The organism is Sphingomonas sp., from assembly GCF_026460985.1.
In the GTDB taxonomy this organism is placed as follows: Bacteria; Pseudomonadota; Alphaproteobacteria; order Sphingomonadales; family Sphingomonadaceae; genus Sphingomonas.
This window is the reverse complement of the sequence record NZ_JAPKNM010000099.1, coordinates 1-16,985: the sequence shown is the minus strand read 5'-3', so window position 1 is coordinate 16,985 and position 16,985 is coordinate 1. Positions and strand designations below refer to the sequence as shown.

10 protein-coding genes are annotated in these 16,985 nt (G+C 67.2%); 1 reads left to right on the top strand and 9 read right to left on the bottom strand.

The window, feature by feature from the left end; translation table 11 throughout:
• Positions 1-284: 284 nt before the first annotated feature.
• Genes paoC through paoA form a run of 3 tightly spaced genes read right to left on the bottom strand, consistent with a single transcriptional unit; the run spans position 285 to position 4,062 of the window.
• Positions 285-2,480 (bottom strand): aldehyde oxidoreductase molybdenum-binding subunit PaoC, encoded by a 2,196-nt coding sequence (paoC, locus tag MT490_RS16320; protein WP_297390091.1) that lies wholly within the window; start codon positions 2,478-2,480, stop codon positions 285-287.
• A 5-nt stretch (positions 2,481-2,485) separates the two neighbouring features.
• Positions 2,486-3,436 carry a xanthine dehydrogenase family protein subunit M gene (locus MT490_RS16315; protein ID WP_297390088.1) on the bottom strand — a complete coding sequence of 317 codons (951 nt, stop codon included), beginning with the start codon at positions 3,434-3,436 and terminating at the stop codon, positions 2,486-2,488.
• Positions 3,433-4,062, bottom strand: a complete 630-nt coding sequence (gene paoA / locus MT490_RS16310) for an aldehyde dehydrogenase iron-sulfur subunit PaoA (RefSeq protein ID WP_297390085.1) — start codon at positions 4,060-4,062, stop codon at positions 3,433-3,435. Before paoA ends, MT490_RS16315 begins: the two co-directional genes overlap by 4 nt.
• A 251-nt stretch (positions 4,063-4,313) precedes the next feature.
• Between paoA and MT490_RS16305 the strand changes: the two genes are divergently transcribed.
• Positions 4,314-5,036 carry a FadR/GntR family transcriptional regulator gene (locus MT490_RS16305; protein ID WP_297390082.1) on the top strand — a complete coding sequence of 241 codons (723 nt, stop codon included), beginning with the start codon at positions 4,314-4,316 and terminating at the stop codon, positions 5,034-5,036.
• Positions 5,037-5,202: 166 nt separating this feature from the next.
• Here MT490_RS16305 and MT490_RS16300 read toward each other — a convergent pair whose 3' ends face one another.
• The 6 genes from MT490_RS16300 to MT490_RS16275 form a co-directional block, all read right to left on the bottom strand.
• The gene (locus MT490_RS16300; RefSeq protein ID WP_297390080.1) at positions 5,203-7,518 is read right to left on the bottom strand and encodes a TIM-barrel domain-containing protein; all 2,316 of its coding nucleotides are present in this window, start codon (positions 7,516-7,518) and stop codon (positions 5,203-5,205) included.
• Between the two features lie 89 nt (positions 7,519-7,607).
• Positions 7,608-9,233: a family 43 glycosylhydrolase gene (locus tag MT490_RS16295; RefSeq protein ID WP_297390077.1), complete on the bottom strand. Its 1,626-nt coding sequence runs from the start codon at positions 9,231-9,233 to the stop codon at positions 7,608-7,610.
• A gap of 76 nt (positions 9,234-9,309) precedes the next feature.
• Positions 9,310-10,962: a beta-xylosidase gene (locus MT490_RS16290; protein ID WP_363321759.1), complete on the bottom strand. Its 1,653-nt coding sequence runs from the start codon at positions 10,960-10,962 to the stop codon at positions 9,310-9,312.
• Positions 10,959-12,500 carry a tryptophan halogenase family protein gene (locus MT490_RS16285; protein ID WP_297390074.1) on the bottom strand — a complete coding sequence of 514 codons (1,542 nt, stop codon included), beginning with the start codon at positions 12,498-12,500 and terminating at the stop codon, positions 10,959-10,961. The genes MT490_RS16290 and MT490_RS16285 overlap by 4 nt, the downstream gene beginning before the upstream one ends.
• A complete protein-coding gene (locus tag MT490_RS16280) occupies positions 12,497-14,059 on the bottom strand; it encodes a tryptophan halogenase family protein (protein ID WP_297390071.1) in 1,563 nt (520 codons plus the stop codon). The genes MT490_RS16285 and MT490_RS16280 overlap by 4 nt, the downstream gene beginning before the upstream one ends.
• A gap of 62 nt (positions 14,060-14,121) precedes the next feature.
• Positions 14,122-16,985 (bottom strand): TonB-dependent receptor (locus MT490_RS16275; RefSeq protein ID WP_297390069.1); only part of this gene is annotated, 2,864 nt, incomplete at its 5' end.

Below are 16,985 nucleotides of genomic sequence, written 5' to 3'. Positions count from 1 at the left end.
TCGAGGCCCCGGTTAGGCGGTAAATATGACAATTGATGTTCGGCAGCCGCGCGCCTGCGACGGTCCGGGATGAGTAGGCGTGGGTGCAGATTCCGCGGCTTGCTATTCCGTCCTACGCGACATTCAGCTCTTTCTATCCTCCCCCGCCAGGGGGAGGTGTCAGCCGCAGGCTGACGGAGGGGGAGGACGGCAACTCATTATCGGCGTGCTTCCGCCCCCTCCGACGCCTTCGGCGCCACCTCCCCCTGGCGGGGGAGGATTGAGAAGGATGAATATCGATACCCCTAAACCGACACCGGCGCGGGCAATCGATCCAGCAGCTTGTCCAGCGTGATCGGATAGTCGCGCACGCGCACGCCGGTCGCGTTGTAGGCGGCGTTCGCGACCGCTGCGGCCACACCGCAAATGCCCAGCTCGCCGACGCCCTTGGCCTTCATCGGGGACGACATGGGATCGACCTCGTCGAGGAAGACCACTTCCTGGTGCGGGATGTCCGCGTGGACGGGGACTTCGTAGCCGGCGAGATCGTGGTTGACGAAGAAGCCGAAGCGCTTGTCGACCGCGAGTTCCTCCATCAGCGCGGCGCCCGCCGCCATCGTCATCGCGCCGATCACCTGGCTGCGCGCCGATTTGGGATTGAGGATGCGGCCGGCGGCGCAGACCGCGAGCATGCGGCGGATGCGGATCTCGCCGGTATAGCCGTGCACCGCCGCCTCGACGAAATGGCCGGCGAAGGTCGATTGCTGGTATCGCCTCGCGAGATCGCCGAATTCGATCATGTCCTCGACGACGATCTCGCCCTCGGCCGCCGCCCTGGCGAGCGGCGCGCTACGCTTGCCCGAGCGCACCTTGCCGCCCGCGAACACAGCATCGGCCGAGTTGAAGCCGAGTTTCTGGGCGACCGCCTCGCGCAGTTTGACGCAGGCGGCATAGACGCCCGCGGTCGAGCTGTTGGCGCCCCATTGCCCGCCCGAACCGGCGGAGACCGGAAAGCTCGAATCGCCGAGCTTCACCTCGACCCGATCGAGCGGCACGCCCATCATCTCGGCGGCGGTCTGGGCGATGATCGTATAGGTGCCGGTGCCGATGTCGGTCATGTCGGTCTCGACCGTGATCCGGCCTGCCGGGCTCAGCCGGACGCGCGCGCCCGACTTGGTCACCAGGTTGTTGCGGAAGCCCGCCGCGACGCCCATGCCGACCAGCCAGACCCCGTCGCGCACCGCGCCCGGGGTAGCGCTGCGCCGGCTCCAGCCGAAGCGCTCGGCGCCGAGCCTCAGGCACTCGACCAACTGGCGCTGCGAGAAGCGGCGCTCGGGCTTCTCGGGATCGACCTGGGTATCGTTGACGATGCGGAACTGCACCGGGTCCATGCCCAGTTTCTCCGCCATCTCGTCGATCGCGATCTCGAGCGCCATCAGCCCCGGCGCCTCGCCCGGCGCGCGCATCGCATTGCCCTCGGGCAGGTCGAGCACCGCCAGCCGCGCGGTGATCAGCCGGTTGGGGCCGGCATAGAGCAAGCGCGTCTGCTGCACCGCATTCTCGATCCCGCCGCCCGGAAGGTCGCCCGACCAATTCTCGTGCGCGATCGCAGTGATCCTGCCCTCGCGCGTCGCGCCGATGCGGATGCGCTGGATCGTCGCGGGACGGTGCGGCGTGTTGTTGAACATCAGCGGCCGCGGCAGCGCGACCTTGACCGGGCGGCCCGCCGCCTTCGCGCCCAATGCGGCGAGGATCGCGTCGGTACGGACGAACAGCTTCCCCCCGAACCCGCCGCCGATATAGGGCGAGACCAGCCGGACCTTCTCGCGCGGGATGCCGAGCGTCTTGGCGACGTCGCCCCGGCCCCAGTTGATCATCTGGTTCGAGGTCCAGAGCGTCAGCTGGTCGCCCTCCCACGCGGCGATCGTCGCGTGCGGCTCCATCATCGCATGCGCCTGGTCGGGCGTGTGGTAGGTCGCGTCGATCGTGACCGGCGCCGATGCGAAGGCCGCGGCGAAATCGCCGACCTTGATGTCCGCCTGTTCGCGCGAGGGCTTGGCGTCGTCCATCGCCGCCTTCAGGTCGAACGCGCCCTTGGCACGGGCATAGTCGACCCGCACCAGCGCCGCGGCGGCACGCGCCTGCTCGAAGGTCTCGGCGACGACCAGCGCCACCGCCTGGTGATAATGCTGGATCTCGGGTCCGCCGAGCAGATTGGCGGTGTTGAAGTCGCCCTTGGTCAGCTTGCCGGCATTGTCGGCGGTGACGATCGCCAGCACGCCTGGCGCACCCTTTGCGGCGCGCAGATCGATCGACGCGATGCGGCCCTTGGCGATCGCGGCGCCGACGACATGGCCATAGGCCGCGTTCGGCGCGGGATGCTCATAGGCATAGGTCGCGGTGCCCGTGGTCTTCAGCGGACCGTCGATCCGATCGGTCGGCCTGCCGACCACCTTGAGCTGGTCGATCGGGTTGGTTCCCGCTGGGGTGTCGAACCTCATCGCGATCAGCCCCTCGCCTGCGCCAGCACCGCGCCGAGCGTGCGCTCGACCAATGTCAGCTTGAATGCATTGTCGCGCGTCGGTTTGGCGCCGGCGAGCAACCCTTCGGCCACCGCCTTGCTCCCGCGCGGCATCGCCGCCTCGGCCGCCTCCACCCTCCAGGGCTTGTGCGCGATGCCGCCCACCGCGACCCGGCCGCTGCCGTCGCGCTGGACGATCGCGCCCACCGAAACCAGCGCGAAGGCATAGGAGGCCCGATCGCGGACCTTGTGATAGACATGCGTGCCGCCCAGCGGCGCCGGCAGCGTCACCGCGGTGATCAATTCGCCGGCCTCGAGCACGGTCTCGACATGCGGCGTATCGCCGGGAAGCCGGTGGAAGTCGGCGATCGGGATCGCGCGCGCCGCGCCGTCGGGCCGCACCGTCTCGACCGTCGCGTCGAGCGCGCGCAGCGCGACCGCCATGTCGCCCGGATTGGTCGCGATGCAGGCCTCGCTCGTCCCGATCACGCCGAGCTGGCGGCTATACCCGCCGATCGCTCCGCAACCGCTGCCGGGCTTGCGCTTGTTGCACGGCTGGTTGGTGTCGTAGAAATAGGGACAGCGCGTGCGCTGGAGCAGGTTCCCCGCAGTGGTCGCCTTGTTGCGCAGCTGGCCCGATGCGCCCGCCAGCAAAGCGCGCGAGAGCAAGGCATAATCCTTGCGGACCCGCTTGTCCGCGGCGAGATCGGTGTTGCGCACCAGCGCGCCGATGCGCAGCCCGCCCTGTGCGGTCGGCTCGATCCGGTCCAGCCCGATGCCGTTGACGTCGATCAGGTGCGTCGGCGCCTCGATCTCGAGCTTCATCAGGTCGAGCAAATTGGTGCCGCCCGCGATGAACTTCGCGCCCTGGGTGCGCGCCGCCGCGCTCGCCGCCTCGACGGGCGTCGAGACGCGCTCGTAGCTGAACGGCCTCATGCGCGCCTCCCCGCCACTTCGGTCATCGCGTCGAGGATGTTCGAATAGGCGCCGCACCGGCAGATATTGCCGCTCATCCGCTCGCGCATCTCGTCGTTGGTCGCGCGCGGGCGGGCATTGAGATCGCGCGTCGCGTGGCTGGGGACGCCCTTGCGGATCTCGTCGAGCACCGCGACCGCGGAGCAGATCTGGCCCGGCGTGCAATAGCCGCATTGATAGCCATCATGCCTGACGAAGGCGGCCTGCATCGGGTGCAGCTTCTCCGGCGTGCCGAGCCCCTCGATCGTGGTGACTTCGTCGCCTTCGTGCATCACCGCGAGGCTGAGGCAGGAATTGATCCGGCGGCCGTCGACGATGACGGTGCAGGCGCCGCACTGGCCGTGATCGCAGCCCTTCTTGGTGCCGGTGAGCCGCAGATGCTCGCGCAGCGCGTCGAGCAAAGTGGTGCGGGGATCGACTTCCAGCTCGCGCGGCTTGCCGTTGACCGTCATCGCGACCTTCATCGCGACGGGCATGGGCTCCGCCGGCGGGGTCTCCGCCCTCACGGGAGGGACCGAAGCGATCGCGATCGAGGCGCCTCCGCCTGCCAGCACGCCGCGCCGCGTGACGCCGTCATATTCATCCATGTCGTTCTGGCTCCCGTCATGCGGCTAACGCCTATCACGGCCTGCGGTTCAACGCGCCCTCAAATCCCAGGAACCGGGACGCGACGTTGCGTGGAAGTAACGAATCCCATAGAAACGCTTGGGATTTTATGTCTGCACTTGCTTTTTATCAGTAAATAACTATTACTCAGACAACTGGGGCACTGGAGGGGAGGGCGCCGAATGCAATTCTTCGTCCCCAGGGCTGTTGCCGCCAGTGCAGCGGCGTCGTGATGGACGCGCGCCGTATCCTGACCCGCGCCGGCCGGGCTACCGGCCATGACGAGATCGTGGCGGTCCTGGGCTCGGAGATCCTGTCGGGGGCGCTTTCACCAGGCAGCCGCATCCCGACCGAGGACGAATTGTTCGACCGCTTCGGCGCATCGCGCGTGCTGATGCGCGAAGTGACCAAGACGCTCGTCGCAAAGGGGCTGGTCGTCGCCAAGAGCCGCGTCGGCACGCGCGTCCTGCCTCCCGAATATTGGAACTGGTTCGACTCCGACGTCCTGTCCTGGCGGCTGCGCCTCGGCTTCGATCGGGAGTTCTTCGAGCAGCTCGCGCAGATGCGCCGCGCCGTCGAGCCCGCGGCGGCGGCGCTCGCGGCGAAACGGCGCACCGACGGCCATCTGGCGGAGATGCGCAAGGCGCTGGAAGGCATGGCGCGCGCGGGAAGCGACCGGCGCGCCTTCGCCGAGGCCGATCTCCAGTTCCACGTCGCCGTCGCGACCGCTTCGGGCAATCCGCTGTTCCGGTCCTTCGCGGGAGTCATCGAGACCGCGCTCGGCGCCTATTTCACGCTGAGCACGCCGATCCAGAGCGCGGCGATGGACGCGATCGTGCAGCGCCATTCGCTGATCGCCGACGCCATCGAGCAACGCGACGGCGAAGCGGCCGGGCGCCTGATGTTCGCGGTCATCGACGAAGGACTGGACCGAGTCGCGGGCGAGCGCGACTGAGCCCACATCCAAATCCTCCCCCGCCAGGGGGAGGTGTCGCCGAAGGCGACGGAGGGGGAGGTAGGCAGCGCACTCTCCAATTGAGCGCAGTGCTTCCGCCCCCTCCGTCACGCTGCGCGTGCCACCTCCCCCTTGCGGGGGAGGATTGGAGAACTCTTCGACTCGGCTATTGCGCGCCGCCCTGCCCTTCGCGAACGACCCGGACGAGCGCATCGGCCTTTTGCCCGCTGGGGAGCGGGCCGGCCGCTACGAGCCGCCCGGCGCGGTCGTCCCAGCGCAGCGTGGCGCTCTTGCCGCCGTTGGACTTGTAGGCGTTCGTCACGCCGTCGTCGTCGTAGAGCGTGAAGGTGCCGTCCGCGCCGGGATAGACGCGGATCTCGGTAAGCGGCTGGCGCACGCTCGTATTCGGCACGGCCGCGCCCAGCGGCACGATCGCGCCCGCGCGCACGAACAGGGGCATGCGCTCGATCGGCGCGGCCGCGTCGATCCACTGGCCGCCCGCATGCTTCCGGTTTGTCCACCAGTCGTACCAGTCGGTTCCGGCCGGCAGATAGACCCGGCGGCTGGTCGTGCCCTGATCGAGGATCGGCGCGACCAGGAAGGCGGGGCCGAACATATACTGGTCGACGACGGTCGCGGCCTGCTCGTCCTTCGGGAAATCCATGAACAATGCGCGCATGAACGGCGCGCCGCTGCGGTGGGTCTGATAGCCGAGCCCATAGAGATACGGCATCAGCTGATAGCGCAGCCGCAGGAAGTCGGCGAGGATCGGCTCGGCCGCGGGGCCATATTCCCAGAGCGCGGTCGCGGGGCGCTGCCCGTGGATCCGCAGGGTCGGGGTGAAGGTATTGAGCTGGAACCAGCGCACGAACAGTTCGGGATAGTCGCGGTACGACGGAGCCATGGCGGTCGCGCCCGCCGGGTCCACCAGCACCGGACGCTGCGCCTCGGGCCCGCTCGGCCACTGCCAGCCGCCGGTGTCGCTGCTGGTATAGGCGATGCCGCTCGCCGCCATGTTGAGCGTGGCGGGGACCTGCCGCCGCAGCGCCTCCCAGGTGGATTGCACGTCGGCGGTCCAGAAGATCGCGCCCGAGGCCTGCGCGCCCGTATAGGCCGCACGGGCGAGGATCAGGTTGCGGAAGTCCGGCCGGTCCTTCGCCGATCCCTCGGCGACGCCCGCGGTGTGCACCAGCGGGTAGAGGTTGTAGTAGCGATCGCCCGAGCCGATCGAATAGAAATAACCCGAGGGGACGAGATCGGGCTCGGTCTCGTCGAGCCAGAACCAGTCGAAGCCTTGGCTCGCCAGATTATCGCGGATCTTGCCCCAGAACCAGGTGCGGGCCTCCGGATTGGTGCTGTCGAGAAGCGCGCCCGCCCGGTCGGACCGCACCGCCAGGCCGTTCGCCGGATCGCCGTCCTTCTCCTTGAGCAGCCAGCCCTTCGCGGCGAGCATGTCGTAATAGCGGCCCTCGCGCTCGAAGCGCGGCCAGACCGAGAGGATCGAATGCATCCCCGCGTCGTGCAGCTGCTTGTTCATGCCCTGCGGGTCCGGGAAGGCGGCCCGATCGATGTCGAGCTGGCCCATCCGCGTCCAATGGAACCAGTCGAGCACCATCACGTCGAGCGGATAGCCGCGCTTGCGATAGCCCTCGGCGATGCCGAGCAGTTCGGCCTGGCTCTCATAACGCGCCTTGGATTGGATAAGGCCGAAGGCAGCCTTGGGCGGCAAGGGGGTGGCGCCGGTCAGCCGCGCATAGCCGGCATAGAGATCGTCCGCAGAATTGCCGGTGATGAGGAAGAACGACACGCGTTCGCCGACCCGCGACTGGAACTGCGTGCGGTTGTGCAGGCCCGGCGAGACCGTCGTCACCGAGGGATTGTCCCACAGGATGCCATAGCCCTTGTTGGTCACGAGGAAGGGCACGCAGACCGTCTCGCCGGCCGGGGCATCGTAATTGTGGCGGCAGTCCAGGGTGCGGCCGCGCAGGTCGAGCGCGCCCTCCTGGTTCTGGCCAAGGCCGTAATAATGCGTGCCGGGCGTGTCGCCGAAGCTCGCGCCGACGCGGAAGGTGGCTTCGTCATCGATTTTGTGCGGCGCCAGCTCCCAGCCTTCCATTTGCGTGATCTCGCGCCCGTCGGCACCGCGGATCGCGATCGAGACGGGCGGGAGCGACGGCGCGAAATAGCGCTGCATCTGCGTGGGCTGCTTGGGCCAGGGCTGCGCGTTGACGGTGATCGAGAGCGCGCTCGAGCTGTACGTGTCGCCCGCGGCGTCGGCGCGGTGGGTCCAGCCGCTCGTGTTCGGCTTCGCGCTGATGCCGTAGCCAGCGCCCGCCTCGATCTCCTTCGGATCGAGCGCGATCGTCACATGGACGATGTTCGGCGCATAGGGCTCGATCGCGACGATGCTGCCGTTGCGGTCGAGCGTGCCCAGCGACTGCGCGGCGGCCGGGCTTGCGATTTGGCTTGCGAGAGCAAGCATCGTGCCCGCCAACAGAGTGCGACGCCAATTCATGAACTTATCCTTCCCTTTCGGATATCCGGAGCGTTGCGAGGCGCGAGGCATGCGCACTAGCCGGCAGCCCCGGTTGCGCGATAGACGAGTGAGCGGAAAATGGCCGAGCCCGTGCCGGCGGCGTAGATCGCGGGCCGGAGGCTCAGGAAGCCGTCGGCCATGTTGTGGTTGTAGCCGGAGATCTCGAACGAGCGCTCCTTGGTCCAGCGCACGCCGTCATGGCTGTAGAAGAAGGTCGCGATATTCTCGTCGTTGCGGACGCGCATGTACATGCGGCGCACCGACGCTGGGCCGCCGGGCGGCCAGCGTTCCTCCTGCCCCAGCCGATAGGCGTGGAGCTTGCCGTCGCTGAGACCGAGGCCGCAGAACAGTTTCTCGTTGTAGAAGAGCAGGAGCCCGGCCTGGGCGTCGCCCTGGATCTCGACCTCCACCGTCACTTCGTAGGACCGGTCGCCGGCGACGAACAGCAAGGGCGACGCATCGGCCGGGCCCTTGCCCTGCCCCGCGAGGCGCAATGCGCCCGATTTGAGCTGCGCGCGATCGGAATAGCCGGGCCGCGGCGAGAAGAAGGCGAGCCTGGTGCGGAACATATCCGCCCCGAAGCCCGAAAGCGCGACGCCGTGCGGTCCGGGCTGCGCGCCCTTGGGCTTGGCGAGCGGCCGCGAGAGATCGCCGCCGAGCGCCCTCGGCCAGCCATCGGCGGTCCATTCCATCGGCTCGAGCAGCATCTGGCGGCCGAGCGTGCGGAAGCCGTTCTCATAGCCGTGATAGACGAGCCACCAGTCGCCCGCGGGTCCCTGGACCGGGGTAGCATGGCCGCGCGACCACCAGGGCTCGGCCGCACTTTCGGTGCGGACGATCGGGTTGCTCGGGCAATTCTCCCAGGGGCCGTGGATCGAGCGGGAGCGCGCAACCACCACCATGTGGCTGGTCGGCGGACCCGCGGTGCCGCCCTGGCCCGAGAACATGTAGAACCAGCCATCCTTCCGCAGCAGCTTCGGGCCTTCGAGCGCGAAGCCTTCGATGATCCAGTCCTCGGGGATCGGCCAGCCGTTATAGACCTGTTCCGCCGGGCCCGCCGCCGAGAGCCCGTCGTCGCTGATGCGCACGCGGCGGCCGCCGTTGAAGAAAAGGTAGCGCTTGCCGTCCTCGCCCACGGCATGGCCGGGATCGATGAAGCCGTCGAGCTTCATGTCGATCGGCTCGCTCCAGGGGCCGCGCATGTCGTCCGCGTGGATCACCCAGGTCTTGAGCGGACGACTCGAATCCTCGGGATCGAGCGCCGGGATGTAGATGAAGTAGCGGCCGTCGTGCTTGGCGATATCGAGCGCCCAGACCACCCCGATATTGGTGCGGAGCGCCGTGGTGAGCGGCGTCCAGTTGACCAGGTCGCGCGAGTGCCAGATCGGAATGCCGGGATAATATTGGAAGGACGAGAAGGTGGCGTAATAGTCGTCGCCGTCCTTGAGCACGTTCGGATCAGGCCGATCGCCCGCGAGCACGGGATTGACGTAGCGCCCGTCGCCAAGGTCCGCCTTGCGCTGCCCCTCCACGCCGGTCTTCCAGGGCAGGCCGGGCGCGCTGCAATCTCCGCCGGGGCCAGGCACGGCGGCGCGCGCGGGAAGCGCCAGCCCGGCGGTTCCCAATGCTAGACCGAGGGTCTGGCGGCGTGTGGGTTGCATGCGCATTCTCTCCAGCGTCCAGGCGCCGGCAGCGCCCGCATGGCAGTTGACGGCCGGCGCGATCCCGGCCGCGATCCTATTTCCTTCCTGTGCGCCCGACGGGCTCGAGCAGGGTAATGACGACGTCGTTGCTACGCATCGGAATCCGGAGCGTATAGCGGCCATCGGCGCCGACGCGCGCGGTCACGCTCTTCTCGGGCAGGTCGCGGGTGAGCCGCTGGAGCTCCTCCAGCTGCGCCGCGCTCAGCGACTTGGGCGAGCCCATCTCGAGATAGCGCGTATAGGCGTCGTTCGCCCGGAAACCGGTGCGGCGCACCGTCACGCGATAATTGCCGCGCCGAAGGCCCGAGAAACGGATCTCGGCGGGCGCCGCCGGCTGGGCCGGAAGCACCTTGGTGAAGAAGGGACGGTTGCTGAGCTTCTGCTCCGGCTGCTGCCACTGCCACAGGAGCACACCGGTGCGTCCGTCGGCGGTGGCGGCCAGTGCCTGGTCGTCGGCCGAAGGGACTTCGTTGCCGCGCAGCATGTTGAGATATTTGTACGTGAAATAGGCCGACTTGCGGATGCCTTCGCGGTTGATCAGGCCGAATCCGCCATGGAAGGGCGTCGGCGGCGGTCCGGCCTCCTCGAACAGGTCGCTATAGGTCCAGTAGCTCATGCCCTGCGCGAAGGCCCGCGTCGCCTTCAGCTTGCCCAGGATATAGGCAGCGCTGATGTAGGAATCGTGGATCGGATCGCGCGGGTTGTAGCTCGTGCTCCACTCGGTGAAGTAGAGCGGGACGCCCGCGAACTTCGTGCGCTCGATCTGCTCGCGAACCCGCCGCACGTCGCCGGTCACCGCGTCGGGATTGGTCGAGAGCTTGTTGTCGTCCTGGCCATATTCGTCGAGGAAGCCGCCCTCGACGCCATAAGTGTGCGTGGTGACGAAATCCACGGGCAGGCCGCGAGCCGCCGCAAAGTCGAGCAGTTCGGGAACCCAGGCCGCGCCGGCAGTGGAAGGCCCGCCCACGCGCAGCTTGGGGTCGATCGCCTTGATCGCGCGGGCCGAATTCTCATAGAGGTCGAAATAGGCCTTCTGGTCGCCGCGCTCCCAGAAGCCGGCGAGATTGGGCTCGTTCCAGACCTCGAAATACCAGCTGCGCACCTCGTCCTGCCCGTAGCGCGCGATCAGGTGCCGGACGAAGGCGTCGACGAGCGCGCGCCACGCCTCGGGCTTGGGATGCGAGGTATTGCCCTTCCAGAAGAAGATCGTCTGTGGCGAGGATGCCATCGCCTCGGGCGTGAAGCCGAGCTCGACAAAGGGCTTCAGCCCCATGGCGAGGAAGGCGTCGTACAATTGGTCGATCTTGCTCCAGTCGTAGCGGGTCTCGCCATTCTCGACGCGGACCGTGCCCAGCACGTCGTGGAAGATCGCGTGGAAGCGGATGTAGCGGAAGCCGAGCTCGTCGGTCGCGGTCTTGAGCTGTGCGAGACTTTCCGGCCGGATCAGCGTCCCGGGATAATCGGCGCCGACCGAGAAGTTGAACGACCGATCGAGGGGCTTGCCGGCCTTCGAGAGGTCGACATCGATTGCCCGCACCTGCCCGCCTTCGGGGGCCTGCGCATGGGCCGGCGCCATCGCGAAGGTGGCCAGCGTGATCGCCAGCGCTCGGACCAGGCGGCCGAACGCATTGGATCGCGGCGTCGGGAGCATCGGCGGGATATCCTCTTTCAGATGGGGTTTCGTCACGACGAGGTCGTCGGCTGCGCGGCGCAATGCTGCGCGATGTAATCCTCGTGCCGCGGCATCGCCTCGGCCGTGCGCGCGACGATCTCGCGCATATGGTTCATGAACTGCGTGGTCTCGCCGACGGGCAGCATCGCCACCAGCGGATCGGCGGCGCGGGGGACGATGTTCTGGCCGAGCAGGACGGCGATCCAGCTCTCTTCGGTGAACAGCGAATTGTGCGCCCGGAAGATGCGCCCCTTCTCCCGCCACAGCGCGATCCGCGCGGCGAGGCTGTCGGGGACATCCATCGTGCGGCAATGGTTCCAGAAGTCGGAATCGCTGCGCTCGGTCGCGTGATAGTGCAGGATGATGAAGTCGCGGATGTGCTCATATTCCTCGACGAGCCAGTGATTATACTCGTCGATCTCGACCTGGCTGAAACCGCGGTCCGGAAACAGCGCCATCAAGCGGAAGATGCCCGACTGGATCAAGTGGATGCTCGTCGATTCGAGCGGTTCGATGAACCCGCCCGCGAGGCCGATCGCCACGCAGTTCTTCTCCCAGAGCTTCTCGCGCCGCCCTGCGGTGAAGCGAAGGAGCCGCGGATCGCCGATCGTGGGGGCATCGAGCCCGTCGAGCAGCCGTCGCAGCGCGGTCTCGTCGTCGGTGTGCACGCTCGAGAAGACATGGCCGTTGCCGACGCGATGCTGCAGCGGAATCCGCCAGCGCCACCCGCCCTGCTCCGCGCTCGACCGCGTGTAGGGCGTCGGCGGGGCGACGGTCGCGCTGGGCACCGCGATGGCGCTGTCGCAGGGCAGCCAATGCTGCCAGCTGCGATAACGGACACCGAGCGCCTGCCCCAGCAGCAAGGCGCGAAAGCCGCTGCAATCGACGAAGAAATCGCCTTCGATCCGCCGGCCATCCTCCAGGACGACCGCGCTGATATGCCCGTCGAGCGGCGCCTGCTCGACGGATCCGATCTTGCCCTCGACCCGCACCACGCCGCGCGTTTCCGCATGCTTGCGCAGGAACCGGGCATAGAGGCCGGCATCGAAGTGATAGGCATAGCCGAGGCCCGACAACACCGCCTCGGGGTTGCTCACGGGCTTGGTGAAGCGCCCCCGTCGGGCCGCCGCGATGGCGATGGCATAGTCGCCCAAGGGACCCGGATCGGCTTCCCCGCTGCCCAGCAGATGCTGGCGCAGCCAGATCTGGTGGAAGTTGAGGCCCAGCATCGGGCGGCCATATTTGCCGAAGGGGTGGATGTATCTGTCCCCCAGCCGTCCCCAGTCGACGAATTCGATGCCGAGCTTGAACGTCCCCTGGGTCGCGGCGACGAATTCGTTCTCGTCGATGCCGAGCGCCGCGTTGAAATCGAGCAAGGGCGGGATCGTCGCCTCGCCCACCCCGACGGTGCCGATCTCATCCGATTCGACCAGGGTCACCGCGACGCCCGCATCGACCAAGCGCGACACCGCGGCCGCCGTCATCCAGCCGGCCGAGCCGCCGCCCACGATCACCAGCCTGGTGATCGGCTTCTCGCCAAGCGGGGGCGTCATGCGGCGTTCGCGCCCGGGCCGAAGCCGGACCGCTGCGCGAAGCGGACCAGCTCGCGGTTCGACGGCAGCTGCTGGACCGCATATTGCGCCTGGCGTTCGATGGTTGCGAACGCGGCCCTGGCCTCCGCGCCGAACCGGAAAACGCCTGCCTTGGCCGACAGGTCGGTCTTCCAGCCCATTCCATACAGCACATATTGCCAGCTGGATTCGGTGAAGATGTCCACGTTCCGGTCGATGTCCATCTCGTTGGGCGGGCGGAACCGCCAGCGGTCGAGCAGTTCCTTGAGACTGTCGGGGACCGAGGCCGGATCGACATTGTCGATCCAGAACCGGCTGTCGCGCCGTTCGCTGAGGCAATAATGCAGCTTGATGAAATCGAGCGTGCGCTCGTAGCGGCGGCGCAGGTTCGCATTGAACTGGCGCGCCGAGGTCTCGAAGTCGCCGGCCCAGGGGAAGAGATTGGCGATCAGGCCCGCGGCGACTTCGGAGAAGACGATCCCGGTCGCCTCGAGCGGTTCGAAGAATCCGCTCGAAAGGCCGACCGCGACGCAGTTCTTGTGCCAGTTCACTTCGCGATATCCGGCGTCGAAGCGGAAGCTGCGGGTCTCCAGCGCCGCGCCGGCGGGACCGACATAGGCGCGCAGGACCCGTTCGGCCTCTTCCGCATCGCTATGCGCGGACGAATAGACATGGCCGATGCCGCGCCGGGCCTCGAGCCCGATGTCCCAGATCCATCCCGCCTGCTGGGCGGTCGAGATGGTGTAGGAAGCGATCGGATCATCCGGCCGTTCATAAGGGACTTGGATCGCGATCGCACTGTCGCAGAACAGGACGTCGCGGCAGGATTTCCAGGGCTGGCCGAGCGCCTTGCCGATAAGCTCGGCGCGGAAGCCCGTGCAGTCGATATAGAGGTCCGCCGTCAGGACACCGCTCTCGGCGCCGCGCACTCCGGCGATCGCTCCGTCCTCGCCGAGCAGCACTTCCTGCACGGTGTCGACCAGATGCGTCACGCCATTGGCGATGCCCTGCTCGCGCAGCAGCGCAGCGAGCGTCACCGCATCGAAGTGGAAGGCATAGTTGAGCGGCCCGACAAAGTTGGGGTGGCTCGGCAATTTGGGCGCGCGGTGCGCGTCGGCCGCGCGCTTCTGCGGCGTGTTGACTTCGTCCCAATTGGCGTCGCCGGCCAGGCCGAGCAGCCAGTAAGGAAGGAGCTCTGGACCGTCGCGGTCGTCGGTCTCATGAAAAGCGTGCAGATAGTGATCGTGCCCCGGCGCGCCGGGCGCATGCCGCCAATGGACGAACTTGGCACCCTGCTTGAAGGTGGCGCCGCAACGGCGGACCAATTCGGCCTCGTCGATCCCGATCCGCGAAAGCGTCTTGCGGATCGTCGGGAAAGTGCCCTCGCCGACGCCGAGAATGCCAATATCGTGCGATTCCACCAGGGTGATCGTTACCCCACCGGGACGATCGGCGCCGAGCATCCGCGCGAGATATCCGGCAGTGAGCCATCCCGCGGTTCCGCCTCCCACGATCAGGATTCGCCGGCCATCGGAAACCATCGACGCACTCCGAGCAAAAAAGGGCGGTGGCGGGCTTGATGCTGCCCGCCACCAGGAGGGTGTCAGAATGCCAGATTGATGCCGGTGCTGATACGCCTGTCGGTCTGGAACCAGCTGCGGCCGAGAAGCCTGCCGCCCGGATAGCCGCCCATCATCGTGCGCTGCATCGAGTTGAGCAGGTTGGTCCCCTGGATCCCCCAGGAGAAGTTCTCGGTGACCTTGAAACGCACGCCCGCTTCCAGCTGGCCATAGGCCCCGCCATAGACCGGCAATGCGATCTGGATGCCTCCGTTGTTCACGTTGGCGGCGGTGTAGAAGCTATAGGTCGGATTGGTGCCGTTGCTGTTGGTCGACTGCAGGTAGCGCGAGCGCCACGAATAGGCGACCCGTGCCGACACCGCCTTGCGCTCGTACAGCAGGGTCGCATTGAAATTGTGCTTCGAGAGGCCCACGAGCGGCGCGTCGTTCTTTATCACGCCGTTGATGTCGCGATACAGATCGCCCGGGTTATCGCTGTCGATGAAGGTGTAGTTGCCCTCGAACCCCAGGCCGCTGAGCACGCCGGGCAGCATGTCGAAGAAGATGCGACCGCCGACCTCGAAGCCCTTCACCGTCGCCGCCTCGGTCGAGTTCATATAGTCCGTCGCGGTGGCAGTGACGTTCTCGCTGGTGCCGTTCGTGAAGACCACCGTCACGTCGCGCGTCGTCAGCGAGAAGATCGGCAGGTTGGTGAGCCGCTTGTAGAAGGGCGCCAGGTGGAAGGTGGTGCCTGCCCCCGGATACCATTCGAACGACAGATCGAAATTGTTCGACAGCGTCGGCTTGAGCAGCGGGTTGCCCGTTTCCGCGGTGAAGTTGGTGAAGAGGCCCGGCGCGTTGCCGCCCGCCGGATTGGCGGTCGTCGCCACGCCGATCGAGCCCGAGGCGCGCAGCGCCTGGAAGGTCGGCAGGTCGAGCGTGATGTTGTAGCTCGCGCGGAGCTTGGTATCCGCGCTCGGCGCGTATTCCAGATTGATCGACGGCAGGGCGTAGGTGAAGTTGGTCTTGCCGCCGCGCGGGATCGTCTGCGCGCCCAGCGACTGCGTCTGGCCATTGCGGATGAAGGTCGCGGCGTTCTGCTGGATATAGCCGCTGCCCTCGTTGCGGATATTCACCACGCGGACGCCGACATTGCCCGAGATCCCGCCGGGCTCGGTCGAGCCGAAGCGCGCGAGCACATAGCCGGCCAGGTTCCTGGTCTTGTTGTCGGTCCGGTCGCCGGGCAGGACGAAGCCGACCGGGCGAATGCCGGCACCGCCATAGGTCGAGTTCTGCAGCGGACCCGAGGCCGAGCAGTTGAACTCGCGGCCGGTGCAGAAGCCCGCGGGCGGCGCCGAGTGGAGCAGGTTCCGGTCGAACTGGCGGACCAGATCGTCGGTGGCGAACATCAGGTTCGCCGGAAGCGCCGCCTGGCCATGGAAGAAATTCTTGAAGACGTGCAGCTCGACGTCGCCGGGAGCGGCGTTGGCATAGGTCATCTGCGGATCGCCGTTCCAGCCGCGGCCCAAAGCCGACCAGTTATAGCCGTTGGCGAGATCGCGCTCGGTCCGCTCGGCATAGCGCGCGCCGGCCTTGATCGAGCGGAAGAAGCTGTCGTCGAACTTGTATTCGAGATCGACGTTCGCCGAATCGAGGCGGCCCTTATTGTCCTCGTCGTGCGGCATCGTCGCCGTCCAGAAATAGTTCGCCGGATCGAGGAAGGCCGCCTGCGTACCCGCGGGCACGCTGACCACGGGCAGGTCGCCGCTCAGGTCCATGCCGAAGCCCGACGGGAACGCCACGTCGCGGAACACGTCGAGACGCGTATAGATCTGCGACGATTCGACGCGCTGGATCGCGCCCTTGACCGACAGCGGGCTGTCCGATGGCGACCAGTTGAAGCTCAGCGAGTAATCGCGCGTGCGCGTGTTGCTGGCATAGGCGCCCTTGTTGCCGCCGGTGTTGATCGGCCCGCCCGGCAGGAAGGTGACGGGGTCGCGATTGAAGAAGGACGGCGACGAGATCAGGATGTTGTTCTCGTCGAACTGGCTGTTCGCCGGGTTCACCGAAAGGTTCTGCGACGCGACGAACGAACCCCAGTCGCCCGACCGGTTCTTGTACCGCGACTGGAAGAAGGTGCCGGTCAGGGTGAGGTCGGGCGTGGGCTCCCACTGGACGGCGCCGTATATGCCGGTGCGCGTCCGCTGGAACTGCTCCTCGCCGAAGGTGTAGCCGCCGGGGACGTAATAGTCGGTGCCGCTGATGCGGGTCTTGAAATAGGGCTCGACGCGGAAGAAGTGCGAGGTCGAGCTGAGCCGGCTATAGGCGTAGTCGGCCAGGATGCCGATGTCGCCGATCGGGGTCGACCAGCGATTGGTCACGAGGACCGAGCCTGAGAAATCCGCCTTCCGCGCAAGGTCGCCCATGCTGAGATCGCCGGTCGCGGCGATGTGGAAGCCGCCCGAATAATCGAACGGCACCTTGGTGCGCAGGTCGATCTGGCCGCCGGTGCCGCCTTCGATCAGATCGGCCGTCGAGGCCTTGTACACGTCGACCGCCGCCATCAGCTCGGGCGTGACGTCGGCGAACTGGAGCGCGCGACCGTTATTGGCACTGAAGATCTCGCGGCCGTTGAGGCGCGACGCCACGCCGGTGAGACCGCGAACCTGGATGCCCGTGCCTTCCACCGAATAGTGATCGGGATCGTTGAGCGCCGCGAAGCGGACGATGGTGACGCCCGACACGCGCTGCAGCACTTCGGTGATCGAATTGTCGGGAAGCTTGCCGGCGTCGTCGGCGACGACCGAGTCGATGATCGTCTCGGCATTGCGCTTCCGATCGTCCGCCGACTGCAAAGCGGCGCGCCGGCCGGTGACGACGATCGCGTCCTCCCCGGTTTCCTCCTGCG